General features: G+C 66.5%; 25 protein-coding genes and 3 pseudogenes. 20 read left to right on the plus strand and 8 right to left on the minus strand.

Features of this window, described 5'->3' with window-relative positions:
• Positions 1–125 precede the first annotated feature (125 nt).
• Together PL79_RS13885 and gpmA are read right to left on the minus strand one after the other, a co-directional pair.
• On the minus strand, positions 126–1,667 hold the full coding sequence (locus tag PL79_RS13885) for a S41 family peptidase (RefSeq protein ID WP_044848227.1): 1,542 nt from the start codon (positions 1,665–1,667) through the stop codon (positions 126–128).
• Positions 1,668–1,913: 246 nt separating this feature from the next.
• The gene (gpmA, locus tag PL79_RS13890; protein ID WP_044848226.1) at positions 1,914–2,660 is read right to left on the minus strand and encodes a 2,3-diphosphoglycerate-dependent phosphoglycerate mutase; all 747 of its coding nucleotides are present in this window, start codon (positions 2,658–2,660) and stop codon (positions 1,914–1,916) included.
• Between the two features lie 136 nt (positions 2,661–2,796).
• Between gpmA and PL79_RS13895 the strand changes: the two genes are divergently transcribed.
• The 5 genes from PL79_RS13895 (at position 2,797) to PL79_RS13915 (ending at position 5,722) form a co-directional block, all read left to right on the plus strand.
• A complete protein-coding gene (locus PL79_RS13895) occupies positions 2,797–3,219 on the plus strand; it encodes a rhodanese-like domain-containing protein (RefSeq protein ID WP_044848225.1) in 423 nt (140 codons plus the stop codon).
• On the plus strand, positions 3,216–3,476 hold the full coding sequence (gene grxC / locus PL79_RS13900) for a glutaredoxin 3 (protein ID WP_044848224.1): 261 nt from the start codon (positions 3,216–3,218) through the stop codon (positions 3,474–3,476). The genes PL79_RS13895 and grxC overlap by 4 nt, the downstream gene beginning before the upstream one ends.
• A 107-nt stretch (positions 3,477–3,583) precedes the next feature.
• Positions 3,584–4,066, plus strand: coding sequence for a protein-export chaperone SecB (gene secB / locus PL79_RS13905; RefSeq protein WP_014895954.1), 483 nt, complete (start codon positions 3,584–3,586; stop codon positions 4,064–4,066).
• 26 nt (positions 4,067–4,092) lie between these two features.
• The gene (locus PL79_RS13910; RefSeq protein ID WP_044848223.1) at positions 4,093–5,091 is read left to right on the plus strand and encodes an NAD(P)H-dependent glycerol-3-phosphate dehydrogenase; all 999 of its coding nucleotides are present in this window, start codon (positions 4,093–4,095) and stop codon (positions 5,089–5,091) included.
• 106 nt (positions 5,092–5,197) lie between these two features.
• Positions 5,198–5,722: an O-acetyl-ADP-ribose deacetylase gene (locus PL79_RS13915; protein WP_044848222.1), complete on the plus strand. Its 525-nt coding sequence runs from the start codon at positions 5,198–5,200 to the stop codon at positions 5,720–5,722.
• Between the two features lie 44 nt (positions 5,723–5,766).
• Here PL79_RS13915 and trmL read toward each other — a convergent pair.
• Positions 5,767–6,235: pseudogene (trmL, locus tag PL79_RS13920) on the minus strand (tRNA (uridine(34)/cytosine(34)/5-carboxymethylaminomethyluridine(34)-2'-O)-methyltransferase TrmL).
• Positions 6,236–6,339: 104 nt separating this feature from the next.
• Positions 6,340–7,148: pseudogene (locus tag PL79_RS13925) on the minus strand (ComF family protein).
• A gap of 83 nt (positions 7,149–7,231) precedes the next feature.
• Between PL79_RS13925 and PL79_RS13930 the strand changes: the two are divergent.
• The 8 genes from PL79_RS13930 to PL79_RS13960 all read left to right on the plus strand — a co-directional run bounded on the left by PL79_RS13930 (position 7,232) and on the right by PL79_RS13960 (position 14,308).
• Positions 7,232–8,197 (plus strand): methyltransferase domain-containing protein, encoded by a 966-nt coding sequence (locus tag PL79_RS13930; RefSeq protein ID WP_044848220.1) that lies wholly within the window; start codon positions 7,232–7,234, stop codon positions 8,195–8,197.
• 195 nt (positions 8,198–8,392) lie between these two features.
• Positions 8,393–8,914, plus strand: coding sequence for a DUF2244 domain-containing protein (locus PL79_RS13935; RefSeq protein ID WP_044848219.1), 522 nt, complete (start codon positions 8,393–8,395; stop codon positions 8,912–8,914).
• A 56-nt stretch (positions 8,915–8,970) separates the two neighbouring features.
• Positions 8,971–10,566: a cytochrome c oxidase subunit II gene (coxB, locus tag PL79_RS13940; protein ID WP_044848218.1), complete on the plus strand. Its 1,596-nt coding sequence runs from the start codon at positions 8,971–8,973 to the stop codon at positions 10,564–10,566.
• 43 nt (positions 10,567–10,609) lie between these two features.
• Positions 10,610–12,217: a cytochrome c oxidase subunit I gene (gene ctaD, locus PL79_RS13945; protein WP_044848217.1), complete on the plus strand. Its 1,608-nt coding sequence runs from the start codon at positions 10,610–10,612 to the stop codon at positions 12,215–12,217.
• A gap of 91 nt (positions 12,218–12,308) precedes the next feature.
• Positions 12,309–12,449, plus strand: a complete 141-nt coding sequence (locus PL79_RS36125; protein WP_027789063.1) for a cytochrome oxidase small assembly protein — start codon at positions 12,309–12,311, stop codon at positions 12,447–12,449.
• A 37-nt stretch (positions 12,450–12,486) separates the two neighbouring features.
• Complete coding sequence (locus PL79_RS13950) at positions 12,487–13,095, plus strand: cytochrome c oxidase assembly protein (protein WP_044848216.1); 609 nt, start codon at positions 12,487–12,489, stop codon at positions 13,093–13,095.
• 16 nt (positions 13,096–13,111) lie between these two features.
• Positions 13,112–13,312 carry a DUF2970 domain-containing protein gene (locus PL79_RS13955; RefSeq protein WP_044848215.1) on the plus strand — a complete coding sequence of 67 codons (201 nt, stop codon included), beginning with the start codon at positions 13,112–13,114 and terminating at the stop codon, positions 13,310–13,312.
• A 138-nt stretch (positions 13,313–13,450) separates the two neighbouring features.
• Positions 13,451–14,308: a cytochrome c oxidase subunit 3 gene (locus PL79_RS13960; RefSeq protein WP_044848214.1), complete on the plus strand. Its 858-nt coding sequence runs from the start codon at positions 13,451–13,453 to the stop codon at positions 14,306–14,308.
• Between the two features lie 185 nt (positions 14,309–14,493).
• Here PL79_RS13960 and PL79_RS13965 read toward each other — a convergent pair whose 3' ends face one another.
• Positions 14,494–14,703 (minus strand): twin transmembrane helix small protein, encoded by a 210-nt coding sequence (locus PL79_RS13965; protein WP_044848213.1) that lies wholly within the window; start codon positions 14,701–14,703, stop codon positions 14,494–14,496.
• A gap of 84 nt (positions 14,704–14,787) precedes the next feature.
• Between PL79_RS13965 and PL79_RS13970 the strand changes: the two genes are divergently transcribed.
• Genes PL79_RS13970 through PL79_RS13990 form a run of 5 tightly spaced genes read left to right on the plus strand, consistent with a single transcriptional unit; the run spans position 14,788 to position 18,870 of the window.
• Positions 14,788–15,498: an SURF1 family protein gene (locus tag PL79_RS13970; RefSeq protein ID WP_044848235.1), complete on the plus strand. Its 711-nt coding sequence runs from the start codon at positions 14,788–14,790 to the stop codon at positions 15,496–15,498.
• A gap of 60 nt (positions 15,499–15,558) precedes the next feature.
• Positions 15,559–16,185: an SCO family protein gene (locus tag PL79_RS13975; protein WP_044848212.1), complete on the plus strand. Its 627-nt coding sequence runs from the start codon at positions 15,559–15,561 to the stop codon at positions 16,183–16,185.
• A gap of 25 nt (positions 16,186–16,210) precedes the next feature.
• Positions 16,211–17,323: a COX15/CtaA family protein gene (locus tag PL79_RS13980; RefSeq protein ID WP_044848211.1), complete on the plus strand. Its 1,113-nt coding sequence runs from the start codon at positions 16,211–16,213 to the stop codon at positions 17,321–17,323.
• A gap of 8 nt (positions 17,324–17,331) precedes the next feature.
• Complete coding sequence (gene cyoE / locus PL79_RS13985) at positions 17,332–18,234, plus strand: heme o synthase (protein WP_006477738.1); 903 nt, start codon at positions 17,332–17,334, stop codon at positions 18,232–18,234.
• Between the two features lie 18 nt (positions 18,235–18,252).
• A complete protein-coding gene (locus PL79_RS13990) occupies positions 18,253–18,870 on the plus strand; it encodes an SCO family protein (protein ID WP_044848210.1) in 618 nt (205 codons plus the stop codon).
• A 158-nt stretch (positions 18,871–19,028) separates the two neighbouring features.
• On the opposite strand, the gene PL79_RS13995 is transcribed toward PL79_RS13990, so the two are convergent.
• Complete coding sequence (locus tag PL79_RS13995; protein WP_044848209.1) at positions 19,029–19,319, minus strand: YciI family protein; 291 nt, start codon at positions 19,317–19,319, stop codon at positions 19,029–19,031.
• 245 nt (positions 19,320–19,564) lie between these two features.
• Between PL79_RS13995 and PL79_RS14000 the strand changes: the two genes are divergently transcribed.
• On the plus strand, positions 19,565–20,380 hold the full coding sequence (locus PL79_RS14000; RefSeq protein ID WP_044848208.1) for a MetQ/NlpA family ABC transporter substrate-binding protein: 816 nt from the start codon (positions 19,565–19,567) through the stop codon (positions 20,378–20,380).
• Between the two features lie 109 nt (positions 20,381–20,489).
• Here the strand turns inward: PL79_RS14000 and PL79_RS14005 are convergent, their stop codons facing one another.
• Positions 20,490–20,798 carry a VF_A0006 family four-cysteine protein gene (locus PL79_RS14005; protein WP_044848207.1) on the minus strand — a complete coding sequence of 103 codons (309 nt, stop codon included), beginning with the start codon at positions 20,796–20,798 and terminating at the stop codon, positions 20,490–20,492.
• 131 nt (positions 20,799–20,929) lie between these two features.
• Here PL79_RS14005 and PL79_RS14010 point away from each other — a divergent pair.
• Positions 20,930–21,250, plus strand: a pseudogene (locus PL79_RS14010) (ABC transporter ATP-binding protein); the annotation flags it as partial.
• Positions 21,251–21,328: 78 nt separating this feature from the next.
• Here the strand turns inward: PL79_RS14010 and PL79_RS14015 are convergent.
• The gene (locus tag PL79_RS14015; RefSeq protein ID WP_044848206.1) at positions 21,329–22,708 is read right to left on the minus strand and encodes an FAD-binding oxidoreductase; all 1,380 of its coding nucleotides are present in this window, start codon (positions 22,706–22,708) and stop codon (positions 21,329–21,331) included.
• Positions 22,709–22,855 lie beyond the last annotated feature (147 nt).

Below are 22,855 nucleotides of genomic sequence, written 5' to 3' on the forward strand. Positions count from 1 at the left end.
GTCGGGTGAGGCATGCCGCCGGCGGCGGCGCGGACGCCTCTGCGTCCATCTGCGTATTCTAGGCGCACATGAAAAACGGGCCATCGCGGTCTTCCCGCGATGGCCCGTCGGATGCCGGCCGGCGCTTACTGCGGTGCCGACGCGGGCTTCGGTGCGGCGGCCTTCGCGCCCGACGCCTTCGCGGGGGACGCGGCCTTGGTCGCAGGGCTCTTCGTCGTGCTCTCGGCGAGCAGCGACTTCGATTCCTGCACCGCCTTGCCCTCGAGCTTGTTGAGCGCCTGCTGCATCATGAAGTCGTCGGCGCTGCCGAACTCGATCGGCTTGCGATCGCGGTCCTTCTGGCGTTGCTCCGGCGTCTTCTTGTCGTTCTGCTCCTCGAGGACGCGCAGCTGATCCATCCGGCGCTGCTCGCGCTCTTCCTGTTCCTTCTTCTCGTTCGGATCCTGCGTGTTCGCGAGGTGATTCGTGTAGTCGACCTCGCGCGTCACGAGCACGTCGTCCGGATCGCCGTCCGCATACTGATCGACCGGCACGTCGGGCGTGATGCCCTTGTTCTGGATCGAACGGCCGCTCGGCGTGTAGTAGTAGGCGGTCGTCAGGCGCAGCGCGGTGTCGGCCGTCATCGGACGGACCGTCTGCACCGAGCCCTTGCCGAACGTCGTCTTGCCCATGATCTGCGCGCGCTTCGAATCCTGCAGCGCGCCGGCGACGATCTCCGACGCGGACGCCGAGTAAGCGTTCGTCAGCACGACCATCGGCACGGTCTTGAAGATCGGCGGCAGGCTCTTCAGCGGATCGCCGTCGAAGGACGGCAGGCGGTAATTGTCGTAGGTATCGCGGTAGACCTGCTTCGAATCCGGGATCTGGCCGTTGGTCGACACGACGACGGAGTCGGGCGGCAGGAACGCGCCGGCGACGCCGACCGCGCTCTGCAGCAGGCCGCCGCCGTTGTTGCGCAGGTCGACGATCAGGCCCTTCAGGTTCGGCTGCTGGCGCGCGATGTCCTGCAGCTTCGCGGCGAGATCGGGCGTCGTGCGCTCCTGGAAGCTCGTGATCCGGATATACGCGTAGCCCGGGTCGAGCAGCTTCATCTTCACGCTCTGGACCCTGATGATCGCGCGCGTGACCGTGATCGGGAACGTGCGGTCGTCGCTCTTGCGGAAGATCGTCAGCGTGACCTTGGTGCCCGGCTCGCCGCGCATCTGCTTGACGGCCTTGTCGAGCGTCATGCCGCGCACCGGCTTGTCGTTGATGCGCGTGATCAGGTCGCCCGGACGGATGCCGGCGCGGAACGCGGGCGTATCTTCGATCGGCGAGATCACCTTGACGAGGCCGTCTTCCTGCGAGATCTCGATGCCGAGACCCGCGAAGCGGCCCTTGGTCTGCTCCTGCAGCTCGTCGTAGTCGGTCTTGTCGAGGAACGACGAGTGCGGGTCGAGGCTCGACACCATGCCCTTGATCGCCGCCGTCAGCAGCTTCTTGTCGTCGACCGGCTCGACGTACTCGCGCTTGATCTGGCCGAACACTTCCGCGAACAGGCGGAGCTGGTCGAGGGGAAGCGGTGCCGTGGCGGTCTGCTCGGCCGATGCCGAAACCTGCAGCGTGGCGAATACGCCCGTGGCGAGGCCCGCGGCAATCAGGCCGATGTTCTTCAATTTCATTCGCATAGAGAGTCTGGTGCGGTCGGGAAGCGCGTGGCGGTAGCGGGGATGTAGCGGACAAGTATAACTGTTCGCCCGATTGCTCAGTGGACCGGTGCGAAATGGTCCGGGAGCCCGGTCCCGGCGGGGGCGCCGGATGCGCAGCGGATTCGAAAGCGGGTTCGACAGCACCGGGGCCGCGAAGGTTCGCGCCCGCGCGCCGGAGCAGCCGGGCAGGCCGCGCGCGAGGCGGCCCGCCCGGCACGACGGGTATCAGCCCGCCTTGCCCTGCTTCGCGACGGCGGCCTGCGCCTTCGCGATCGCGTCCTGGTCGCCCAGGTAGTAGTGCGTGATCGGCTTCAGGTTCTCGTCGAGCTCATACACGAGCGGCACGCCGTTCGGGATGTTCAGGCCGACGATGTCGCTGTCCGAGATGCCGTCGAGGTACTTGATCAGCGCGCGCAGCGAGTTGCCGTGCGCGGCGATCAGCACCTGCTTGCCCGCACGGACGGCCGGCGCGATCGACTCGTTCCACAGCGGCAGCACGCGCGCGACCGTGTCCTTCAGGCATTCGGTGAGCGGCAGCTGCTCGCGCGGCACCTTCGCGTAGCGCGGATCGTCGAACGGCGCGCGCTCGTCGGTCGGCTCGAGCGCCGGCGGCGGCGTGTCGTAGCTGCGGCGCCACACGAGCACCTGCTCGTCGCCGAACTTGGCGGCCGTTTCCGCCTTGTTCAGGCCCGACAGCGCGCCGTAGTGGCGCTCGTTCAGGCGCCACGAGTGGACGACCGGCAGGTACATCAGGTCCATCTTGTCCTGCACGTGCCACAGCGTGCGGATCGCGCGCTTGAGCACCGACGTGTAGGCGATGTCGAACGTGTAGCCGGCCTCCTTGAGCAATTCGCCGGCCTGGTAGGCCTCGTTGCGACCCTGTTCGGTCAGGTCGACGTCGACCCAGCCGGTGAAGCGGTTTTCCTTGTTCCACGTCGATTCGCCGTGGCGGATGAGAACGAGTTTGTACATGGATCTTGCGGTCGGTAGTGATAGGGAAGCGGGGCGCGTCGCGCGGTACCCGGCCCGGGTCCGCCATCGCGCAAGGCGGTTATTTTATAATGGCGCGATTGTCCTCATCCGATTTCTCTTTTTCCGGCGGCATTCCGTGACGTTCTTTACCAATTACACGAACCTGGCCCTTATCGCGATCCTTCTGGTTTCCGGCGGCCTGCTCGCATGGCCGGCCCTGCGCCGCGGCCGCGGCGGCCTGTCGGCCGCGGAGGCGACGCAGCTCATCAATCGCCGCAACGCGGTTGTGATCGACCTGCGTACCGCGTCCGACTTCGCCGCCGGCCACCTGCCGTCGGCGCGCCAGCTCGCCGCCGGCGAGATCGGCGCGAAAATTGCGCAGGTTGCGAAAAACAAGAGCACCCCCGTGCTGCTCGTCTGCCAGAACGGCCAGCAGTCGCAGAAGGCGGCGCGCGAGGTCGAGGCGGCAGGCTATGCCGAGGTACATGTGCTCGAGGGCGGCGTCGCCGCCTGGCAGCAGGCCGGGATGCCGGTCGTCAAACAAGGAGTGGCGAAGTGAGCAAGGTTTTGATGTACAGCACGCAGGTGTGTCCGTATTGCATTCAGGCCGAGCGCCTGCTGAAGCTGCGCGGCGTGGAGCAGATCGAAAAGGTGCTGATCGACCGCGATCCGGCCCGCCGTGAGGAAATGATGACGCGCACCGGCCGTCGCACGGTCCCGCAAATCTACATAGGCGACACGCACGTCGGCGGCTACGACGATCTGTCGAAGCTCGACCGCGAAGGCGGGCTCGTGCCGCTTCTGCAAGCGGCCTGATTAGGGCAGAATGGCCGCCGGCCGCGCCGCGGCATGAGCGCGCAGGATTCAACCGAGGCGGCCGGCGTGAAGCCGGGCCGCCGCGTCACCACTTTTAGGGAAACACCATGTCCGACGTCGAAAACCAACCGTTCTTCAACATCCAGCGCGTCTACCTGAAGGATATGTCGCTCGAGCAGCCGAATTCGCCGGCGATCTTCCTCGAGCAGGACATGCCGTCGGTTGAAGTCGAAGTCGACGTCAAGGCCGAACGTCTCGCGGAAAGCGTCTTCGAAGTCGTCGTGTCGGGCACCGTCACCGCGAAGGTGAAGGACAAGGTCGCGTTCCTGATCGAAGCGAAGCAGGCCGGCATTTTCGACATTCGCAACATTCCCGACGAACAGCTCGACCCGCTCGTCGGCATCGCCTGCCCGACGATCCTGTTCCCGTACCTGCGCTCGAACATCGCCGACGCGATCACGCGTGCGGGCTTCCCGCCGATCCACCTGGCGGAAATCAACTTCCAGGCGCTGTACGAGCAGCGTCTCGCGCAGCTTCAGCAGCAGCAGGCCGGTGCGGCAGGCGCGCCGAACGGCACGACGCTGAACTGACGTTTCACTCCGGACCGGTGCTGGGTATGAAAGTAGCCGTTCTCGGCGCCGGTGCCTGGGGCACCGCGCTCGCGGGCCATCTGGCCGCGCGGCACGATACGCTTCTCTGGGCGCGCGACGCCGCGCTGATCGCCGGGCTGCAGGCCCGGCACGAAAATTCCCGCTATCTGGACGGCATCGCGCTGCCCGATGCGCTGCGCTACGACGCCGATCTCGGCGCGGCGCTCGCGCACGGCGCCGCGGACGACGCGCTGTGCGTGATCGCAGCACCCGTGGCCGGGCTGCGCACGCTGTTCGGCGCGATGCGCGACGCGGGCTGCGTGCCCGCGCATGTCGTGTGGGTCTGCAAGGGCTTCGAGGCCGACACGCATCTGCTGCCGCACCAGGTGATCGCGGCCGAGCTGCCGGGGCAGCACAGCAACGGCGTGCTGTCGGGGCCGAGCTTCGCCCGCGAGGTCGGGCTCGCGCTGCCCGTTGCGCTGACGGTCGCGAGCACGTCCGCCGAATGCCGCGAGCGCACGCTCGCCGCGTTCCATCACGGCGCGATGCGGATCTATACGGGTGACGACGTGGTCGGCGTCGAGGTCGGCGGCGCGGTGAAGAACGTGCTGGCGATCGCGACCGGCATCGCCGACGGCCTCGGGCTCGGGCTGAACGCGCGCGCCGCGCTGGTCACGCGCGGTCTCGCCGAAATGTCGCGCCTCGGCGTCGCGCTCGGCGGCCGCGCGGAGACCTTCACGGGCCTCACGGGCCTCGGCGACCTGATCCTCACCGCGACGGGCGACCTGTCGCGCAATCGCACGGTCGGCCTGCAACTGGCGGCCGGCCGCTCGCTGAACGACATCCTCGGCGCGCTCGGCCACGTGGCCGAAGGCGTGCGCTGCGCACAGGCCGTGCTCGCGCTCGCGCGCGCACAGGCGATCGAAATGCCGATCACCGAAGCCGTGTGCGGTGTGCTGTTCGACGGCGTCGCACCGCGCGATGCGGTCAGCGGCCTGCTGCGGCGCGACGCGCGCGCCGAATAACGCCGACGAATCACACCGATTTTTTGCGGCCTGGCGCGCTCGCGCAAAGCGGGCGGCGCCAAAGCGCACTACGCTTGAACCGTCTCCGGCGTTTCGGGAGGGTGTCATGCTGCAGATCGGTTCCACCACGCTCGACGCGCAACGCGTCGACATCACGACGCTCGACGTCGACGTGATCGTCAACGCTGCGAACGGTTCGCTGCTCGGCGGCGGCGGGGGCGACGGCGCGATCCATCGCGCGGCCGGCCCGGGCCTGCTGGCCGAGTGCCGCACGCTCGGCGGCTGCGAGACCGGCGACGCGAAGCTCACGCGCGGCCACGGGCTGCCGGCCCGGTACGTGATTCATGCGGTCGGCCCGGTGTGGCACGGCGGCGGGCGCGGCGAGCCCGAGTTGCTCGCGGCATGCTACCGGCGTGCGATCGAGCTGGCCGAGGAGGTTGCGGCAACCTCGATCGCATTCCCGGCCATCAGCTGCGGCGTGTACCGCTATCCGGCCGAGGAGGCCGTCGACATCGCGGTCGGCACGGTCGCCGAAATGCTGCCGCAGGCGCCGAACCTCGCACGCGTGGTGTTCGCGTGCTTTTCATCCGACATCTACGACCTGTATCGCGCGCGGCTCGCGCGTATCTAGCGCGTGAGCGGATCCGGCCGCGCAGCGTGGCCCGGGCGGGCGCGTCAGGCGCCGCCTTCGAAGCCGGCCTGGCGCCACGCCTCGAACACGACCACCGCCACCGTGTTCGACAGGTTCAGGCTGCGGTTGCCCGGCCGCATCGGCAGGCGCACGCGTTGTTCGTTCGCGAAGCGTTCGAGCACCTCGGCCGGCAGGCCGCGTGTTTCCGAGCCGAACACGAACCAGTCGCCCGGCACGAAGGCATGGTCGTGGAAGCGGCCCGAGCCACGGGTCGTGAACGCGAACATCCGCGCGGGATCGGGTGCTTCGGTCGCGACGAACGCGTCCCAGTCGCGGTGCACGCGCATTTCCGCGTACTCGTGATAGTCGAGGCCCGCGCGGCGCATCTTCGCGTCGTCGAGCGGAAAGCCGAGCGGCTCGATCAAATGCAGGCGCGCGCCGGTATTGGCGCACAGGCGGATCACGTTGCCGGTGTTCGGCGGAATTTCGGGGCGACGAGACGACGTTGAACATGTTGGGGTCTGGCTGGGCCGGCCGGGACGAAGCGACGTGCACTCGTCCCGGCCGCCGGTTCGTGACGGCCGGCGCCGCGCGCGGGCGGCGGCTTCTCTATCTAATTAATCCCTGGCGGTGCGCAGCGCAACCAGATTCGTCACGCGTGCGGCGCCGCCGCCTTCAATGCCTGCGCGGCCGCCGCGAGCGTCGCGCCGGACGTCATCACGTCGTCGACGAGTGCACGTGGCGGCCGGTGAGGTCGCCCGCCACCGCGAACGCCGCGCGCACGTTGTCGCGCCGCGCGCGCCGGTCGAGCCGCGACTGCGGCGCGGTTTCGGCCACGCGTGCCAGCAGCGCCGCGTCGGCCGCGCACGCCGAGCGGCGCGCGAGCGGCCGCGCGATCGCCACGCCTGGTTGTAGCCGCGCGCGACGAGCCGCCCGTGCGACAACGGCACCGGCGCGATCACGTCGAAGCGCCGGTGGCGCGCAACGCGTCCGTGTCGTCGATCCGCTGTGCGAGCCGGGCCGCGAATTCCGCGCCGAGCGCGAGCCGCGCATGAAACTTCAGGCCGCGCGCGAGCCCGTCGAGCGGGGCGCGGTAATCGGCGAGCGCGAGCGTCGCATCGAACGGCGGCGGCGTCGCGCGGCATGCTTCGCACCGGTACGCGGACGCGGAACCGGCGCCGCCGTGCCGGCCGCGGGCTGCGCGCGGCCGCGGCCGCCCGACGCCCAGCGGCACCGCGCAGACGTCGCAACGCAGCCGCGCTTCGTTCCAGTACGCGGCGTCGCAAGCGCTGCAAATCACCGGATGTGACAAATTGCCGCACAGCGCGCACCGATTCGGCAAGGCGAGTGCGACGACGCGCACGGCCAGCGCGCGAACCTGCGACAAAACGACGCGCATCGGGCGCGGGGCGGAACTGCGATCCATCGCGAACACTCCTGGCGGCCCCGTCTCGATGAAGGCTACGAGGCGAGCGAGTATACTTCGGGCTCTTCGCCAGTGTGCCCGACATGTCCCCAGCTTCGACTTCAACCGGCCGTCCGGCCAATGACGCCCGGCGTCTGCGGCGGATCTTCGATCGCCGCGCCGCCACGTTCGACGCGGTCGCGTTCCTGCCGCGCGAGATCGCGCAGCGGATGAACGAGCGCCTCGAATACATCAAGGTGAGCCCCGCGGCCGTGCTCGACGCAGGCTGCGGCCCGGGCGACGACCTGCCGGCGCTGCGCGCGCGCTTTCCCGAAGCCCCGGTGTTCGGCGTCGACCTGTCCGGCGCGATGCTCGCGCGGGCGGGCCAGCGCGAGGTCGAGCAGGCGAGCTGGCGCCGCTGGCTGCCCGCGTCGCTCGGCCGGGCGCTGGGCCAGCGCGGCCCGCGCGTCGCGCAGGCCGACTTCTCGGTGCTGCCGTTCGCGGCCGGCGCGTTCGACCTGATCTGGTCGAATCTCGCGCTGCACTGGCATTCGCGTCCCGATACGGTGTTCCCTGAATGGCAGCGCGTGCTGCGCGTGAACGGCCTGCTGATGTTCAGCACGCTCGGCCCCGACACGCTGCGCGAGCTGCGCGCGGCCTGCGCGGACGCCGAAGCGGCGCTCGGCATCGCACCGCCGGCCGCGCGCGTCGTCGATTTCGTCGACATGCACGACCTCGGCGACATGCTCGTCGAGAGCGGCTTCGAGATTCCGGTGATGGACCAGGAAGTGCTGACCGTCACGTACAAGACCCCCGATTCCCTGCTGGCCGACGTGCGCCGCTGGGGCGCCTATCCGTTCGATCGCGCGGTGCCGCAGCATGCGGCGCGGCGCTTTCGCGCGGCGCTCGGCGACGCGCTGGAAGCGCGCCGGCGCGCGGACGGCACGATTGCCCTGACGTTCGAGGTGATCTACGGCCACGCATGGAAGGCCGTGCCGCGCACGACCGCCGAGGGGCACGGCATCGTGCGCATCGAAGATATCGGAAAGGGGCGTCCGAAGAATCGGTAAAGCGGTAAAGAGGGGTTTTGTTATGTCTGAAATTAGCGGCGCAAAGCGGGGTCGAATAGACGCCAAAAACGGCCGGGAAGCTTGTGGCGCTTGGCTCGCGGGCCGATAGCCGCTTGCTTGTGGATGCCATTGAACCCGCCTATAATGCGTCAGCTTGTCGTCCCGGGGTCCCCGCAATACGGGCCGACGAGTCCGATGCAGGCATGCATCGCATGCCATTCGCGTGAGGCGGCGATGGAAGCAGCAAGGGTGTCGGCGGAGACGAACGATGAACCGGTCCTCGAAGACTGGCTCATGAAACGCAACTGTTCGGTGTCGCCGCGCCAGTTCGTGCTGTTTTACGCGTCGCTCGCGGGCTTCTCGCTGGTGATCGCGGCAGTGCTGATGTGGCGGGGGGCCTGGCTCGTCATGCCCTTCACGGGAATCGAATTGCTGGCGGTCGGCGTCGCGTTTGCGATCCATGCCCGTCATGCGGTCGATTACGAGCGCATCAGGCTGTTTCCGCACCGGCTCGTGATCGAGCGGATGGATGCGGAGCGGCTCACGCAGATCGAATTCAATCCGCGCTGGGTGCGGGTCGAGCCGGGTGCGACGCCACGCGATCCGATTCGACTGGTATCGCGCGGGCAGACCGTCGTAATCGGGCAGCATCTCGCGCAGCACAAGCGTGCGCAGTTCGCCGACGAACTGCGCGTGTCGCTCAGGCGCTGCGGCTGACGAGGCGCGGGCACCGGCCGGAACAGGCCGGCGCCTTGCGACGGGGGAGGGTTTGAATGGAAATTTTGGGTAAGGATGCTATGAAAACAATCAAGCGAGCCCTCACGGGCGTGCTGGCATGCAGCGGATTGCTCTTTGCCGGCGCGGCTCTGGCGGTCGGTGATAGCCCGGGCGGCCCCCGCGTCAACGAGATCAACTTTCAGCCGCCTGTCACGAAGATCGCCGAGGAGCTCTACGATCTCCACACGATGATGCTGATCCTGTGTACGGTGATCTTCGTCGGCGTGTTCGGCGTGATGTTCTATTCGATCTTCGCGCACCGCAAATCCAAAGGCCACAAGGCCGCCAATTTCCATGAAAGCACGACCGTCGAAATCATCTGGACGATCGTGCCGTTCATCATCGTCGTGCTGATGGCGCTGCCGGCCACGAAGGCCGTCGTCGCGATGAAGGACACGACCAACGCCGATCTCACGATCAAGGTCACCGGCTACCAGTGGAAGTGGGGCTACGACTACGTGAAGGGTCCGGGCGAGGGCATCAGCTTCCTGTCGACGCTCAGCACCCCGCGTGACGAAGTGATGGGCAAGAAGCCGATCACCGAGACCTACCTGCAGGAAGTCGACAACCCGCTCGTCGTGCCGGTCAACAAGAAGATCCGCATCATCACGACCGCGAACGACGTCGTTCACTCGTGGTACGTGCCGGCGTTCGGCGTGAAGCAGGATGCGATCCCCGGCTTCGTGCGCGATACGTGGTTCAAGGCCGACAAGGTCGGCACGTTCCGCGGCTTCTGTACCGAACTGTGCGGCAAGGAACACGCGTTCATGCCGGTCGTGGTCGTGGTGCTGTCGGACGACGACTACGCGAAGTGGGTGAGCGCGCAGAAGGCCAAGCTGGCCAGCGCGTCGGTCGATCCGAACAAGGTTTACACGATGGCCGAACTCGTCGCGCACGGCGAGGAAGTCTACAAGGCGAACTGCGCGGCCTGCCACCAGGTGAACGGCAAGGGCCTCGGCGCCTTCCCGGCGATGGACGGCAGCCCGATCGTGAACGGCCCGATCGCCGGCCACGTCGAGCGCGTGTTGCACGGCAAGGGTGCGATGCCGTCGTGGGCGTCGCTGTCGGACCTCGACATCGCATCGGTCATCACGTACGAGCGCAACTCGTGGGGCAACCACAAGAACGACCTGCTGCAGCCGAAGCAAGTGACCGACGCGCGCAACGGCAAGATGCCGGAAGACGTGGCGGGCGCCGCGGCGCCGGCCGAAGCGGCCTCGGCACCGGCGCAAGCCGCGTCGGGTGCGGCCGAGCAACCGGCGGCAGCGTCGGCATCGACGGCTGTGTCGACGATCTACTTCGAAACGGGCAAGAGCGTGCTGCCGGCCGACGCGAAGGCGGCGATCGCCGCAGCGGCCGACTATGCGAAGGCACATCCGGACGCGAAGCTCGCGCTGTCGGGTTTCACCGACAAGACGGGCTCGGCCGACGCGAACGCCGAACTGGCCAAGCATCGTGCACAGGCCGTGCGCGACGCGCTGAAGGCAGCAGGCGTGGCGGAAGACCACATTATTCTCAAAAAGCCGGAAACGATCACGGGCGGGGCTGACGCGAAGGAAGCCCGGCGGGTCGAGATCGGGCCGGCGGCTTGACGTGTCGCTGAGTTAGTCGACGTATTCGCATTAGGAGATTCTCATGTCTAGCATCGGGCACGACGTAGCCGCGGACCACGCGCACGACGACCACGCGCACGAAATGCCGCACGGCTGGCGGCGCTGGCTGTTCGCCACCAACCACAAGGACATCGGTACGCTGTACCTGCTGTTCTCGTTCATCATGTTCCTGTCGGGCGGCGTGATGGCACTCGGCATCCGTGCCGAGCTGTTCGAGCCGGGCCTGCAGATCATGCGTCCGGAGTTCTTCAACGAACTCACGACGATGCACGGCCTGATCATGGTGTTCGGCGCGATCATGCCGGCGTTCGTCGGCTTCGCGAACTGGATGATTCCGCTGCAGATCGGCGCGTCCGACATGGCGTTCGCGCGGATGAACAACTTCAGCTTCTGGCTGCTGCCGGTCGCGGCCGTGCTGCTGGTCGGTTCGTTCTTCGCGCCGGGCGGCGCGACGGCTGCCGGCTGGACGCTGTACGCACCGCTGTCGACGCAGATGGGCCCGGGCATGGACTTCGCGATCTTCGCGGTCCACATCATGGGTGCATCGTCGATCATGGGCGGGATCAACATCGTCGTGACGATCCTGAACATGCGCGCACCGGGCATGACGCTGATGAAGATGCCGATGTTCGCATGGACCTGGCTGATCACCGCGTACCTGCTGATCGCCGTGATGCCGGTTCTGGCAGGCGCGATCACGATGGTGCTGTTCGACCGCCACTTCGGCACGTCGTTCTTCAACGCGGCAGGCGGCGGCGACCCGGTGATGTACCAGCACATCTTCTGGTTCTTCGGCCACCCCGAGGTGTACATCATGATTCTGCCGGCGTTCGGGATCGTGTCGCAGGTGATCCCGGCGTTCGCACGCAAGACGCTGTTCGGCTATAGCTCGATGGTGTATGCGACGGCGTCGATCGCGATCCTGTCGTTCATGGTCTGGGCGCACCACATGTTCGCGACGGGCATGCCGGTCACCGGTCAGCTGTTCTTCATGTACGCGACGATGCTGATCGCGGTGCCGACGGGCGTGAAGGTGTTCAACTGGCTCGCGACGATGTGGCGCGGCTCGATGACGTTCGAGACCCCGATGCTGTTCGCGATCGGCTTCCTGTTCGTGTTCACGTTCGGCGGCCTGACGGGCCTGATGCTGGCGATGGCGCCGCTCGACATCCAGTACCACGGCACCTACTTCGTGGTGGCGCACTTCCACTACGTGCTGGTGGCAGGCTCCCTGTTCGCGCTGTTCTCCGGCTGGTACTACTGGGCGCCTAAGTGGACGGGCTGGATGTACAACGAGACGCGCGGCAAGATCCACTTCTGGTCGTCGATGATCTTCTTCAACCTGACGTTCTTCCCGATGCACTTCGTCGGTCTCGCGGGCATGCCGCGCCGTTATGCGGACTACCCGGCGCAGTTCACGGACTTCAACCAGGTGGCGACGATCGGCGCATTCGGCTTCGGCCTCGCGCAGGTGTACTTCCTGTTCGCGGTCGCGCTGCCGGCCTACCGTGGCGGCGGCGACCTGGAAAAGGCGTCGGACAAGCCGTGGGATGGCGCGACGGGTCTCGAGTGGACGGTGCCGAGCCCGGCTCCCTTCCACACGTTCGAACAACCGCCGCACGTCGAATAAGTTTCACCCGGCGTTCCGCCGCTGCCTGCCGCGCAGGCAGGCGCGGCGGGCGCCGAATCGATGTATCAGCGAAGTTTCAGCGAAGTTTCAGATGAACCGGAATCCACAACAAAGACGAACGCCCGAGCAGATTCGCGCGGGCAACAAGCGGCTCGGCCTCATCCTGCTCGTCATCGCCGCCGTTTTTTTTGTGGGTGTCGTGATCAAGCAGTGGTGGCTGTCCACTCACTGATATGCAGTAACTGACGCAGTAGCGAGGAAGTCGTCGTATGTCGAAGCCGGAAGAGGGCGCCGTCGATCGCGCATTCAATCGTTCGATGCTGGTGAAGCTCTTCGTCGTGGCCGGACTGATGTTCGGCTTCGGCTTCGCGCTGATTCCGATGTATCGCGCGATCTGCCAGATCACCGGCATCAACAACCTGGTGCAGCGCGATGTCAGCGAACGCGAGGTGAAGAACTCGCAGGTCGACATGAGCCGCACGGTGTCGGTCGAGTTCGATGCGAATGCGCGCGGCCCGCTCGGTTTCAAGCCGGAGCGCAACAGCCTCGACGTGCATCCGGGCGAGCTGACGACGATCGTATACGACGTGACCAACGGGCAGGGCCGGCCGGTGGTGGCGCAGGCGATTCCGAGCTACGCGCCGAAGCAGGCGACGGAGTTCTTCAAGAAGATCGAGTGTTTTTGCTTCACGCAGCAGACGCTGGCTGCGAACGAGTCGCGCAAGATGCAGGTGGTGTTCGTGATCGATCCGAAGCTGCCGAAGGACGTGAAGACGATCACGCTGTCGTACACGTTCTTCGAGCTGAACACGCCGGCCGCGCCGGCGCCGGCACCGCGCAAGACGGCGGCGCAGGGCGACGCGAAGCCGGACGCATGACGACGGAGACGGGGCAGTGACAGAGAGCAAGCGGAGCGGGTCGTTCGGCCAGGCGTTGCGAGCGGTGTTGTGGTCGTTCTTCGGGGTGCGCAAGCGGCGCGACCTGGAGGCCGACGCGACGCAGCTCAATCCGCTGCACGTGCTGATCGTCGCGTTGATCGCGGCCGGTGTGTTCATCGGCGTGCTGATCCTGATCGTGCGTGCGGTCGTGGGCTGAGGCTCGCGGCCACGAAAGAATGCAGTGCGTAGCGCCCGGGCGCTGCGTGCGAGAAAGAGCGGCGGCGGTCGTGCCGTGCAAGAAATAAAGCCGGAGCGGTTTCCGGTACACAAATTGGACTGAAGTGGAGAATCAAGCATGAGCGGTCAAAACCAGACCCCGTACTATTTCGTGCCGCATCCGTCGCAGCATCCGATCAGCGCGGCCTGCGGCCTGCTGGTCATGCTCGCGTCGGTGGCGCTGTGGATCAACGGTCACGACTGGGCTCCGTACACGGCGCTGCTTGGCCTGCTGTGGTTGCTCTTCACGCTGTACCACTGGTTCGGCGATTCGATCGCCGAATCGGAAGGCGGTCATTACGGCAAGAACGTCGACAAGTCGTACCGCTGGAGCATGAGCTGGTTCATCTTCTCCGAAGTCATGTTCTTCGGCGCATTCTTCGGCGCGCTGTTCTACGCGCGTGAAATCGCGCTGCACCAGCTCGGCAGCCTCGACTACAAGCTGATCTGGCCGGATTTCTCCGCCGTGTGGCCGAACGAAGGCCCGGCCGCGCTCGCCGGTCACTTCAAGACGATGGGCCCGTGGCCGATCCCGACGCTGAACACGGCGCTGCTGCTGTCGTCGGGCGCGACGCTGACGGTGTCGCACCACGCGCTGCGCGACAATCATCGCAACAAGGCGATCGCGTGGCTGGCCGCGACGCTCGTGCTCGGCGTCTGCTTCCTGTTCACGCAGGGCTTCGAGTACTACCACGCGTACAACGAACTGAACCTGACGCTGAACTCGGGCGTGTACGGCTCGACGTTCTTCCTGCTGACGGGCTTCCACGGCTTCCACGTGTTCCTCGGCGGCACGATGCTCGCGGTGGTGCTGGTGCGGATGATCCGCGGCCACTTCAAGCCGGATCACCACTTCGCATTCGAAGGCGCCGCGTGGTACTGGCACTTCGTCGACGTCGTCTGGCTCGGCCTGTACGTCGTCGTCTACTGGCTGTAAATGCAACAACGGCCCGCGCAGCGATGCGCGGGCCGTTTTCATTGGCGGGGACGGGGCAGCGGCCGGCTGCTTGCGCTCAACGCCAATCCGGCGCCGCCGCGACTCAGTCAGGCGGCGCTTTTGCTTGGTAGCGCCGCTGTGCGGCGAAATGTCACAGCGTTATAGAGGCCGGCGCGGTGAAGGCATCAACGCCCGATCGGCAGGCCGGTCGAATGGATCCAGCCCATCCAGTTCGCGAACAGGATGAACAGGAACAGCGAGATCGACAGCCCGACACGGGTGGCAAGCGACCACACCATGCGTTTCGTATGGCCGCGGTCTTGCATCATGAAGTAGAGCGCCGAGCCCATGCTGGCGACGATGAGGACGAAGGCGATGGGAACGAGGATGTGCATGACACGAACCGGACGACGGCAATTCGAAAGGAAGAGGATAATTATCGCACTTCGCTTTCGCGAATGCGCCTCGCGGGTGGCCCGATGAAGATCCGCTGGCTGCCTGCGCTGCTGATTCTCGTCGTCGTCGCGGTCACGATTCGCCTCGGGTTCTGGCAGCGCGACCGCGCGCACCAGAAGGAAGCGCTGCAGGCGAACGTCGTGCGTTACGAGCACGCGGCGCCGGTCGACGTCGGCGCGCAGCCGATTCCGCTCGCGTCGATCGAGTTCCACCGCGTGCGGGCGAAGGGCCGCTTTCTGCCGGAGCAGGCGGTGTTCCTCGACAATCGGCCGTATAACGACCAGCCGGGTTTTTACGTCGTGATGCCGTTTAAACTCACGGGCGGCGGCGCCGTGCTGGTGAACCGCGGCTGGCTGCCGCGCAACATCGCCGATCGCACGGCGATCGAGCCGTTCCCGACGCCCGACGGCGAGATCGAGATCGAAGGCATCGCGCGCGCCGACGCGTCGCGCGCGTTCGAGCTCGGCGAAGGCGGTTCGGCCGCGCACCAGAAGATCCGGCAGAACCTGGACGTCGCCGCGTATGCGAAGGAAACGGGGCTGCCGCTGCAGCCGTTCGTGATCCAGCAGACGAGCGACGACGGCGACAAGCTCGTGCGCGACTGGCCGGCGGCGACGACCGGCGTCGAGCGCAATTACGGTTACATGTTTCAGTGGTGGGCCATGGCGGCGGTCGCGCTCGGCTTCGGCCTGTACGCCGCGCGGCGTGCGGCGAAGAAGTCGGCCGGCGCGTGAGCGCCATGGCAGGACGCGGCGCACGCGCCGCGGGTTCGTTTCGAGAGGTCTGATTTGTCCATGCAATCTTCCCGTCAGGGTCCGGCCGCTGCGCCGATCTCGCCCGCGGCCCGCAAGCGCGGCCGCTGGATGCTCGTGCTGCTGGGTCTCGTGTGCGCGGCGCCGATCATCGCGTCGTACTTCACCTATTACGTGATCAAGCCGAAGGGCGGCTCGACCAACTACGGCACGCTGATCGAGCCGCAGCGGCCGATCCCGGCCGACCTGCAGGTCACCGACGAAACCGGCAAGACGGTGCCGCTGTCGTCGCTGCGCGGCGTGTGGCTGTTCGTGATGACCGACCGCAGCGCGTGCGACGATGCATGCGCGCAAAAGCTCTACTTCATGCGCCAGATCCGCGTCACGCAGGCGGGCGAGCGGCACCGGATCACGATGGTGTGGCTGCGCAGCGATGCGCGCGCGATTCCGCCGAAGGTGCTGGAAGCCTATCCGGACACGCGCCGGCTGGTCGCCGATCCGGCCGCGGTGGCTGCATGGCTGCCGGCCGACGCCGGCACGAAGGACAGCGACCACCTCTACATGGTCGATCCGAACGGCAACCTGATGATGCGTTTCCCGAAGGACCCGAATCCCAGCAAGATCAAGTCGGACGTGACCAAGCTGCTGAAGTGGTCGAGCATCGGCTAAGGCGAGACGACGAGGCAACCATTCGATGTCGTATCTACTGCAACTCGGCCTGATCGGCCTCTGCATCGCGCTGCTGCCGCTGTCGTACGTGTGGGTGAAGGCCGATGACGACAAGTTCCGCAAGCTGGTGTGGATCACCACGTTCCTGACCCTCGACCTGGTGATGTTCGGCGGCTTCACGCGGCTGACCGATTCGGGCCTCGGCTGCCCCGACTGGCCCGGCTGCTACGGCACGTCGTCGCCGTTCATCGCGCACGCCGCGATCACGGCCGCGCACCAGGCGATGCCGACCGGCCCCGTCAGCATGACGAAGGCGTGGATCGAGATGATCCACCGCTATTTCGCGATGGCGATCGGCGTGCTGATCATCGCGCAGGTCGTGATCGCCTGGTCCGCGCGGCTGCGCCGCCGCCCGCTGCACGTGTCGCCGTGGTGGCCGACGAGCCTCTTGCTGCTGATCGTCGTGCAGGGCGTGTTCGGCGCGTGGACGGTCACGATGAAGCTGCAGCCGGTGATCGTCACGACCCACCTGCTGCTCGGCCTCATGCTGCTCGGCACGCTCGGCTGGCTCGCGGCGCGGCAGACGCCGCTGCCGTCGCATGACCCGGAGGCCGGCCGCTACCGCGCGGCCGCGCTCGCGGCGCTGGTGCTGCTGGTCGTGCAGATCGCGCTCGGTGGCTGGGTGAGCACCAACTACGCGGTGCTCGCGTGTACCGACTTCCCGACCTGCAACGGTCAGTGGATGCCGCCGATGAACTTTGGCCAGGGCTTCCATCTGTGGCGCGCGCTCGGCATGACGAAGGACGGCGACGCGATCACGCAGGACGCGCTGGTCGCGATCCACTGGACCCACCGCACGTTCGCGTTCGTCGTCGTCGCATACCTGGTCGCGTTCGTGCTGAAGATGCGCCGCTTCGAGTCGCTGCGCCGGCCCGCGAACGGCGTGCTGCTGGTGGTTCTGCTGCAGTTCCTGACGGGCCTGACCAACATCGTGCTGCAGTGGCCGCTGCCGGTCGCCGTCGCGCACAACGGCGGCGCCGCGATCCTGCTGCTGCTCGTCGTCATGTTAAACTTTCGCATCCTTTCAAGCCGCCCCGGCCGTGTCGTGCAGCCCGCGCGCGACGCCGCCCCGGCGTGACCGTCCCCATGCAAAGCACCCTTTCCCAATCGCCCGGTAGCCGGTTCTCGCAGTACATGGCGCTGACGAAGCCGCGTGTCACGCAGCTCGCGGTGTTCTGCGCGGTGATCGGCATGTTTCTCGCGACGCCGGGCATGGTGCCGTGGCATGTGCTGATCGGCGGCACGGTCGGCATCTGGCTGCTGGCCGGCGCCGCGTTCGCGATCAACTGCCTCGTCGAGCAGAAGATCGACGCGATGATGCGCCGTACCGCGTGGCGTCCGTCCGCGCGCGGCGAGATCACGACTCCGCAGATCCTGCTGTTCTCGGCCGTGCTGGGCAGCGTCGGCGCATGGACGCTCTATACCTTCACGAACCCGCTGACGATGTGGCTGACGATCGCGACGTTCGTCGGCTACGCGGTGATCTACACGCTGCTGCTCAAGCCGATGACGCCGCAGAACATCGTGATCGGCGGCGCATCGGGCGCGATGCCGCCGGCGCTCGGCTGGGCCGCGGTCACCGGCGCGGTGCCCGGCGACGCGTGGATCCTCGTGCTGATCATCTTCGTGTGGACGCCGCCGCATTTCTGGGTGCTGGCGCTCTATCGCCGCAAGGACTACGAAAACGCGGGCCTGCCGATGCTGCCCGTCACGCACGGCGAGAAGTTCACGCGGCTGCACATCCTGCTGTACACGGTGATCCTGTTCGCGGTCACGCTGATGCCGTTCATCTCCGGGATGAGCGGGGCTGTCTACCTGACGAGCGCGGTGCTGCTCGGCGCGGTGTTCCTCGCGTATGCGTGGAAGATCCATCGCGACTATTCGGACGAACTCGCCCGCAAGGCTTTCCGTTACTCGATCGTCTACCTGTCGCTGCTGTTCGCCGCGCTGCTCGTCGATCACTATGCGCGCCCGCTGCTCGGCGTGTAACCGCACGGTTTGAACGCAATGCTCCATTCATGGTTCGGGCGCCGCGCGCGCCAAGGCTGGATGCTCGCGTGCGCATTCGCGGCAGCCACGCTGCTCGCCGGCTGCGACAACGCGCCGAAATTCCAGAATCTCGACATCACCGGCAACACGCAGTTCGGCAGCGATTTCTCGCTGCCGGATACGGCGGGCAAGGTGCGTACGCTCGGCGACTTCAAGGGCCGGGCGGTCGTGGTGTTCTTCGGCTATACGCACTGCCCGGACGTATGTCCGACGACGATGGCCGAACTGTCCGAAGCGCTGAAGCAGCTCGGCCCCGATGCCGCGAAGCGTGTGCAGGTGCTGTTCGTCACCATCGATCCGGAGCGTGACACGCCCGCGCTGCTCGGCCAGTACGTGCCTGCGTTCGATCCGTCGTTCATCGGGCTGCGGCCGGCCGACGAGGCGGCGCTCAAGAAGGTTACAAAGGATTTCCGCGTGTACTACGCGAAGGTGCCCGGCAAGACGCCCGGCAGCTACACGATGGATCACACCGCCGCGAGCTACGTGTTCGATCGCGACGGCAAGCTGCGCCTGTTCGTGCGCGATGGCCAGGGCCCCGGCCCGTGGGTCCACGACCTGAAGCTGCTGGTCGACTGAACGGCGTACGCCGCAGGTTCGCCCGGGCGCTCGCCCGGCGCTACGCGTGACGGCCGCGACGCGCCGTCACGCATTCCTCCTTCTTCCCCTCGATCTGCATGCGCCGCCTCGCGGGGCGGCTGCGTATGAACATTCGTGCGCTGACGCGCTTGCGCGCGTTACGGCAGCGCCGGCACGTTGAAGCCTTGCGCGGCACGCGTGATCCGGAATTCCGTCACGCGATACGTCGCGAGCCCTTCGGTCACGAACGGATCGGTCTCGAGGATCGCGTCCAGTTCGTCGCGGTCGATGCGGGCCGCGAGGATCACGCCGCCTTCGCGCGGCACCTTCGGCCCCGCCGCGATGAAGATGCCGCGCTCGAACAGCGGCTGAAGATACGCGCGGTGGCGTTCGAGTGCATCGTCGATGCGCTCGAGCGATGCGTTGTAGTGGATGTCGATGACGTACATGGATGGCCCTGGAATTGTCGCCGGCGCGTGGTGTGCCGGTCGGCCGGTCTTTTTAGCACAGCGGCCGTTCCCTGTCGTGCCGGCCGTCGTCGCGCATCGTCCACCAGCACCGCCGCGGTGCATACCCATATGAGCGGGATGTATTTCACTTCGGGCCGATCCTGTGACACCATTTGCCCCTTCCTGCGAGTCCGGGGATACCCGTATCGCGCCCCATTTTCAGTTAGCAAGAAAGCGAGAAACAGATGAAGCGTCGCAGTCTCCTGAAGGTATTTTCCGTGCTGGCCACCGGTGCCGCGCTGACGCTGTCGGCGGGCGCGCACGCCGAGGACAAGGTCATCAAGGTCGGCACGGTGGCCGGCCCGGATGCGGAAGTGTGGCAGGTCGTGCAGAAGGTCGCGAAGGAGAAGGAAGGCCTGAACGTGAAGGTCATCGAGTTCAACGACTACGTGCAGCCGAACGCGGCGCTCGACTCGGGCGACCTCGACGCGAACAGCTTCCAGCACCAGCCCTACCTCGACAGCCAGGTGAAGCAGCGCGGCTACAAGATCGTCAGCGCGGGCCTGACCTACATCTCGCCGATCGGCGTGTACTCGAAGAAGTTCAAGGCGCTGAAGGACCTGCCGCAAGGCGCGAAGCTCGCGGTGCCGAACGATCCGTCGAACGAGAACCGCGCGCTGCTGCTGCTGCAGACGCAAGGCGTGATCAAGCTGAAGACGGGCGCCGGCACGGGCGGCAACAACGCGACGGTGCTCGACATCGCCGAGAACCCGAAGAAGCTGAAGATCTCCGAACTCGACGCCGCGCAACTGCCGCGCGTGCTGTCGGACGTCGACGCCGCCGTGATCAACACGAACTACGCGCTCGCCGCGAACCTGCAGCCGACCAAGGACGCGATCGCGCTCGAATCGCTGACGAGCCCGTATGCGAACCTGATCGCCGTGCGCGCGAAGGACAAGGATCAGCCGTGGGTGAAGAAGCTGGTCAAGGCGTACCAGTCGGCGGAAGTGCGGGAGTTCATCAAGAAGCAGTTCAAGGGCTCGATGGTCGCGTCGTTCTGAACGCCGCACACCGGTCGGACCGTTGAAACGAAGAGGCCTGCATCGCGCAGGCCTTTTTCGTTGGTGCGGCCGGCAGACCATTGCGCGGCGCGCGGCGTTCAGCGCGGGCTCACATCTCGCCGCGCCGCGAGCAGATCGCCATGATCTGCTGGATCGCGTAGTTGTCGCGCACGCCCGGCAGCGACTGCACGACGCACTCGTGGAAGCGCCGCTCTCGCGGCAGCAGCATCGCGTTGTTGCGGTACAGCGCGTCGCACGAGCGCTGGATCAGCTGCGCGGCCACGCCGTTGCGGCTCTCGCGCAGCGCGCCCAGCATGCAGTCGTCGTATTGCGCGTAGCCGTCGGTCAGCGCGAATGCCGCACCCGGCAGCGCCAGCGCGACGGCCGCGCATGCGATCGCACGGATCCCGCGTTTCATAGGCCCTCCGATGGTGTGGATCGGGTCGGCGGACAGCATAACGTAAAGCGGAAAGGGCGGCTGGTGCGTTGCGGCGGGATCGGCGCGGAGCGCCGCCGGCCGGGCGTCGCGCGCGCTTCGCGGCGGCGCGGCGGCATGCGATGAGCCTGCTGATGGCGTCGCTGCGGCCGTCGCGGATCCTGCTGCTCGCCGAGCACACGGCCGCGCTCGACCCGAAGACGGCCGCGTTCGTGCTGGAGCTGACGGCGCGCATCGTCACCGAGAGCAAGCTCACGACGAGCATGCGGCAGGCGCTCGACTACGGCGACCGCACGGTGATGCTGCACCAGGGGCAGGTCGTGCTCGACGTGTCGGGCGACCAGCGCCGTGGGCTCGACGTGCCGGACCTGCTGCAGATGTTCGAGAAGGTGCGGCACGAGCAGTTCGACGACGACGCGTTGCTGCTCGGCTGATTGCTGCAGGTGGACCGGCGCGATGCAGGGGCTGCATCGCGCCGGATTCATTCATCGGCGCTGATGTCCGATGCGGACTCAAGAAAGGAGCTTGCCGGGATTGAGGATGTCGTTCGGATCGAGCGCATGCTTGATCGCCCGCATGCATGCGAGTTCCGTATTGCTTCGCGTATAGCCGAGAAATGCGCGCTTGTGCGTGCCGATGCCGTGTTCGGCTGAGACGGAGCCTTGAAAGTTTCTGACCAGTTCATAGATCGCGCTTTCTACCGCGTCGGGCGGCACATCGGGGATTGTGTGCCCGTCGACGGTGATATGGAGGTTCGAGTCGCCGATGTGGCCGAAGAAATAGGCCCGACTGCTTGGCCAGCGTTGCGCGAGCACGCCGCGGCATGTGTCGACGAATTGGCCGATCGTGCCGATCGGTATGCTGATGTCGAAATTGATCGGGGCGAGCTTGACCGGAAATTCGGACGTTGCCTCACGGATCTCCCAAAGCGCGTGTGCTTGCGTATCGGATTGCGCGAGCACGGCGTCGAGCACGAGGCCCGATTCGAGGTGTTCGCCCAGCACGTCGGCGAGTCGCTCATCGTTGCCATCGGCGTGACCGGTCTGTTCGATCAATGCGTACAGCGGGTACGCAGCGGAAAGCGGGCTGTGCTCGCTGCGCGACAGCGATACACCCAGTGTGAAGAAGTCCGGCCACATCAGTTCGAACGCGCTGAGTTCCTTGCCGAAGCGCGTTCTCAGCAACTGCAACAGATCGACCGCGCCGCGATAGCCAGGCAGTGCGCACAGCACGGTGTTGCGATGCGTCGGGCGCGGCGCGAGCCGCAATACCGCACGCGTAATGATGCCGAGCGTGCCTTCGGATCCGATGAACAGATGGCGCAGATCGTAGCCCGTATTGTTTTTGACCATCTTGCCCATTCCGCTCAGCACGCTGCCGTCCGCCAGGACGACCTCGAGCCCGAGCACCTGGTCTCGGACCATTCCGGACTGGATGACGCGAATGCCGCCCGCATTCGTGGCAAGGTTGCCGCCGATCTGGCAGGTACCGCGAGCGCCGAGATCGAGCGGGAATTCGAAGCCAGCCTCTGATGCGGCTTCCTGAATCGTTTGAAGCGTCGTTCCCGAAAGTACCGTCATCGTCGACGCAGACGCGTCAATCTCCTCGATGCCTGTCATCCGTTCCAGCGAAATGCAGATGTCCCGCATGGTCGGTACGGCTCCGCCCGCGAGGCCGGTCAGTCCGCCCTGGGGAACGACGCTCTGGCGTGCGTCGTTGCATAGCCGCAGCGTCGTCGCGACTTGCTCGGTCGTTCGGGGGAGCACGACCGCAAGTGGACGATGCGCGGACTTTCGACTCCAGTCACCAAGATAACGGTCGCCGATAGCCGCGCCCGTCCGTATCGCGTCGTTACCGAGTGTGGACATCAGGGTGTGCAGGATCGTTTCCATAAGTGATCGCTCGTCCTCGCGGCAAGGATGACTGGCTCGATGCATCGCCATCGCGACGGTGTTCCGATCTCGGCTCCCGCGTACGGTGATGCTGGCCGGTCCGGCGTGCAGTGCCGGTACGATCTGACAGTCTAGTCCGGTTTGGAT

The sequence above is a fragment of the Burkholderia sp. USMB20 genome (assembly GCF_000949135.2).
GTDB lineage: Bacteria > Pseudomonadota > Gammaproteobacteria > Burkholderiales > Burkholderiaceae > Burkholderia.

Bases quoted from the DNA above. Each gene is read 5' to 3' on its own strand.
- PL79_RS13995 (WP_044848209.1), bottom strand. From the start codon at position 19,319: ATGTACGTCATCGACATCCACTACAACGCATCGCTCGAGCGCATCGAC.
- PL79_RS13975 (WP_044848212.1), top strand. From the start codon at position 15,559: ATGCAATCTTCCCGTCAGGGTCCGGCCGCTGCGCCGATCTCGCCCGCG.
- ctaD (WP_044848217.1), top strand. From the start codon at position 10,610: ATGTCTAGCATCGGGCACGACGTAGCCGCGGACCACGCGCACGACGAC.
- PL79_RS13965 (WP_044848213.1), bottom strand. From the start codon at position 14,703: ATGCACATCCTCGTTCCCATCGCCTTCGTCCTCATCGTCGCCAGCATG.
- coxB (WP_044848218.1), top strand. From the start codon at position 8,971: ATGGAAATTTTGGGTAAGGATGCTATGAAAACAATCAAGCGAGCCCTC.
- PL79_RS13885 (WP_044848227.1), bottom strand. From the start codon at position 1,667: ATGCGAATGAAATTGAAGAACATCGGCCTGATTGCCGCGGGCCTCGCC.
- PL79_RS14015 (WP_044848206.1), bottom strand. From the start codon at position 22,708: ATGGAAACGATCCTGCACACCCTGATGTCCACACTCGGTAACGACGCG.
- PL79_RS13930 (WP_044848220.1), top strand. From the start codon at position 7,232: ATGTCCCCAGCTTCGACTTCAACCGGCCGTCCGGCCAATGACGCCCGG.
- PL79_RS13970 (WP_044848235.1), top strand. From the start codon at position 14,788: ATGAAGATCCGCTGGCTGCCTGCGCTGCTGATTCTCGTCGTCGTCGCG.
- PL79_RS13950 (WP_044848216.1), top strand. From the start codon at position 12,487: ATGTCGAAGCCGGAAGAGGGCGCCGTCGATCGCGCATTCAATCGTTCG.
- gpmA (WP_044848226.1), bottom strand. From the start codon at position 2,660: ATGTACAAACTCGTTCTCATCCGCCACGGCGAATCGACGTGGAACAAG.
- cyoE (WP_006477738.1), top strand. From the start codon at position 17,332: ATGCAAAGCACCCTTTCCCAATCGCCCGGTAGCCGGTTCTCGCAGTAC.
- PL79_RS13960 (WP_044848214.1), top strand. From the start codon at position 13,451: ATGAGCGGTCAAAACCAGACCCCGTACTATTTCGTGCCGCATCCGTCG.
- PL79_RS13935 (WP_044848219.1), top strand. From the start codon at position 8,393: ATGCAGGCATGCATCGCATGCCATTCGCGTGAGGCGGCGATGGAAGCA.
- PL79_RS13980 (WP_044848211.1), top strand. From the start codon at position 16,211: ATGTCGTATCTACTGCAACTCGGCCTGATCGGCCTCTGCATCGCGCTG.
- PL79_RS13910 (WP_044848223.1), top strand. From the start codon at position 4,093: ATGAAAGTAGCCGTTCTCGGCGCCGGTGCCTGGGGCACCGCGCTCGCG.
- PL79_RS14000 (WP_044848208.1), top strand. From the start codon at position 19,565: ATGAAGCGTCGCAGTCTCCTGAAGGTATTTTCCGTGCTGGCCACCGGT.
- PL79_RS13990 (WP_044848210.1), top strand. From the start codon at position 18,253: ATGCTCCATTCATGGTTCGGGCGCCGCGCGCGCCAAGGCTGGATGCTC.
- PL79_RS14005 (WP_044848207.1), bottom strand. From the start codon at position 20,798: ATGAAACGCGGGATCCGTGCGATCGCATGCGCGGCCGTCGCGCTGGCG.
- PL79_RS36125 (WP_027789063.1), top strand. From the start codon at position 12,309: ATGAACCGGAATCCACAACAAAGACGAACGCCCGAGCAGATTCGCGCG.
- PL79_RS13915 (WP_044848222.1), top strand. From the start codon at position 5,198: ATGCTGCAGATCGGTTCCACCACGCTCGACGCGCAACGCGTCGACATC.
- secB (WP_014895954.1), top strand. From the start codon at position 3,584: ATGTCCGACGTCGAAAACCAACCGTTCTTCAACATCCAGCGCGTCTAC.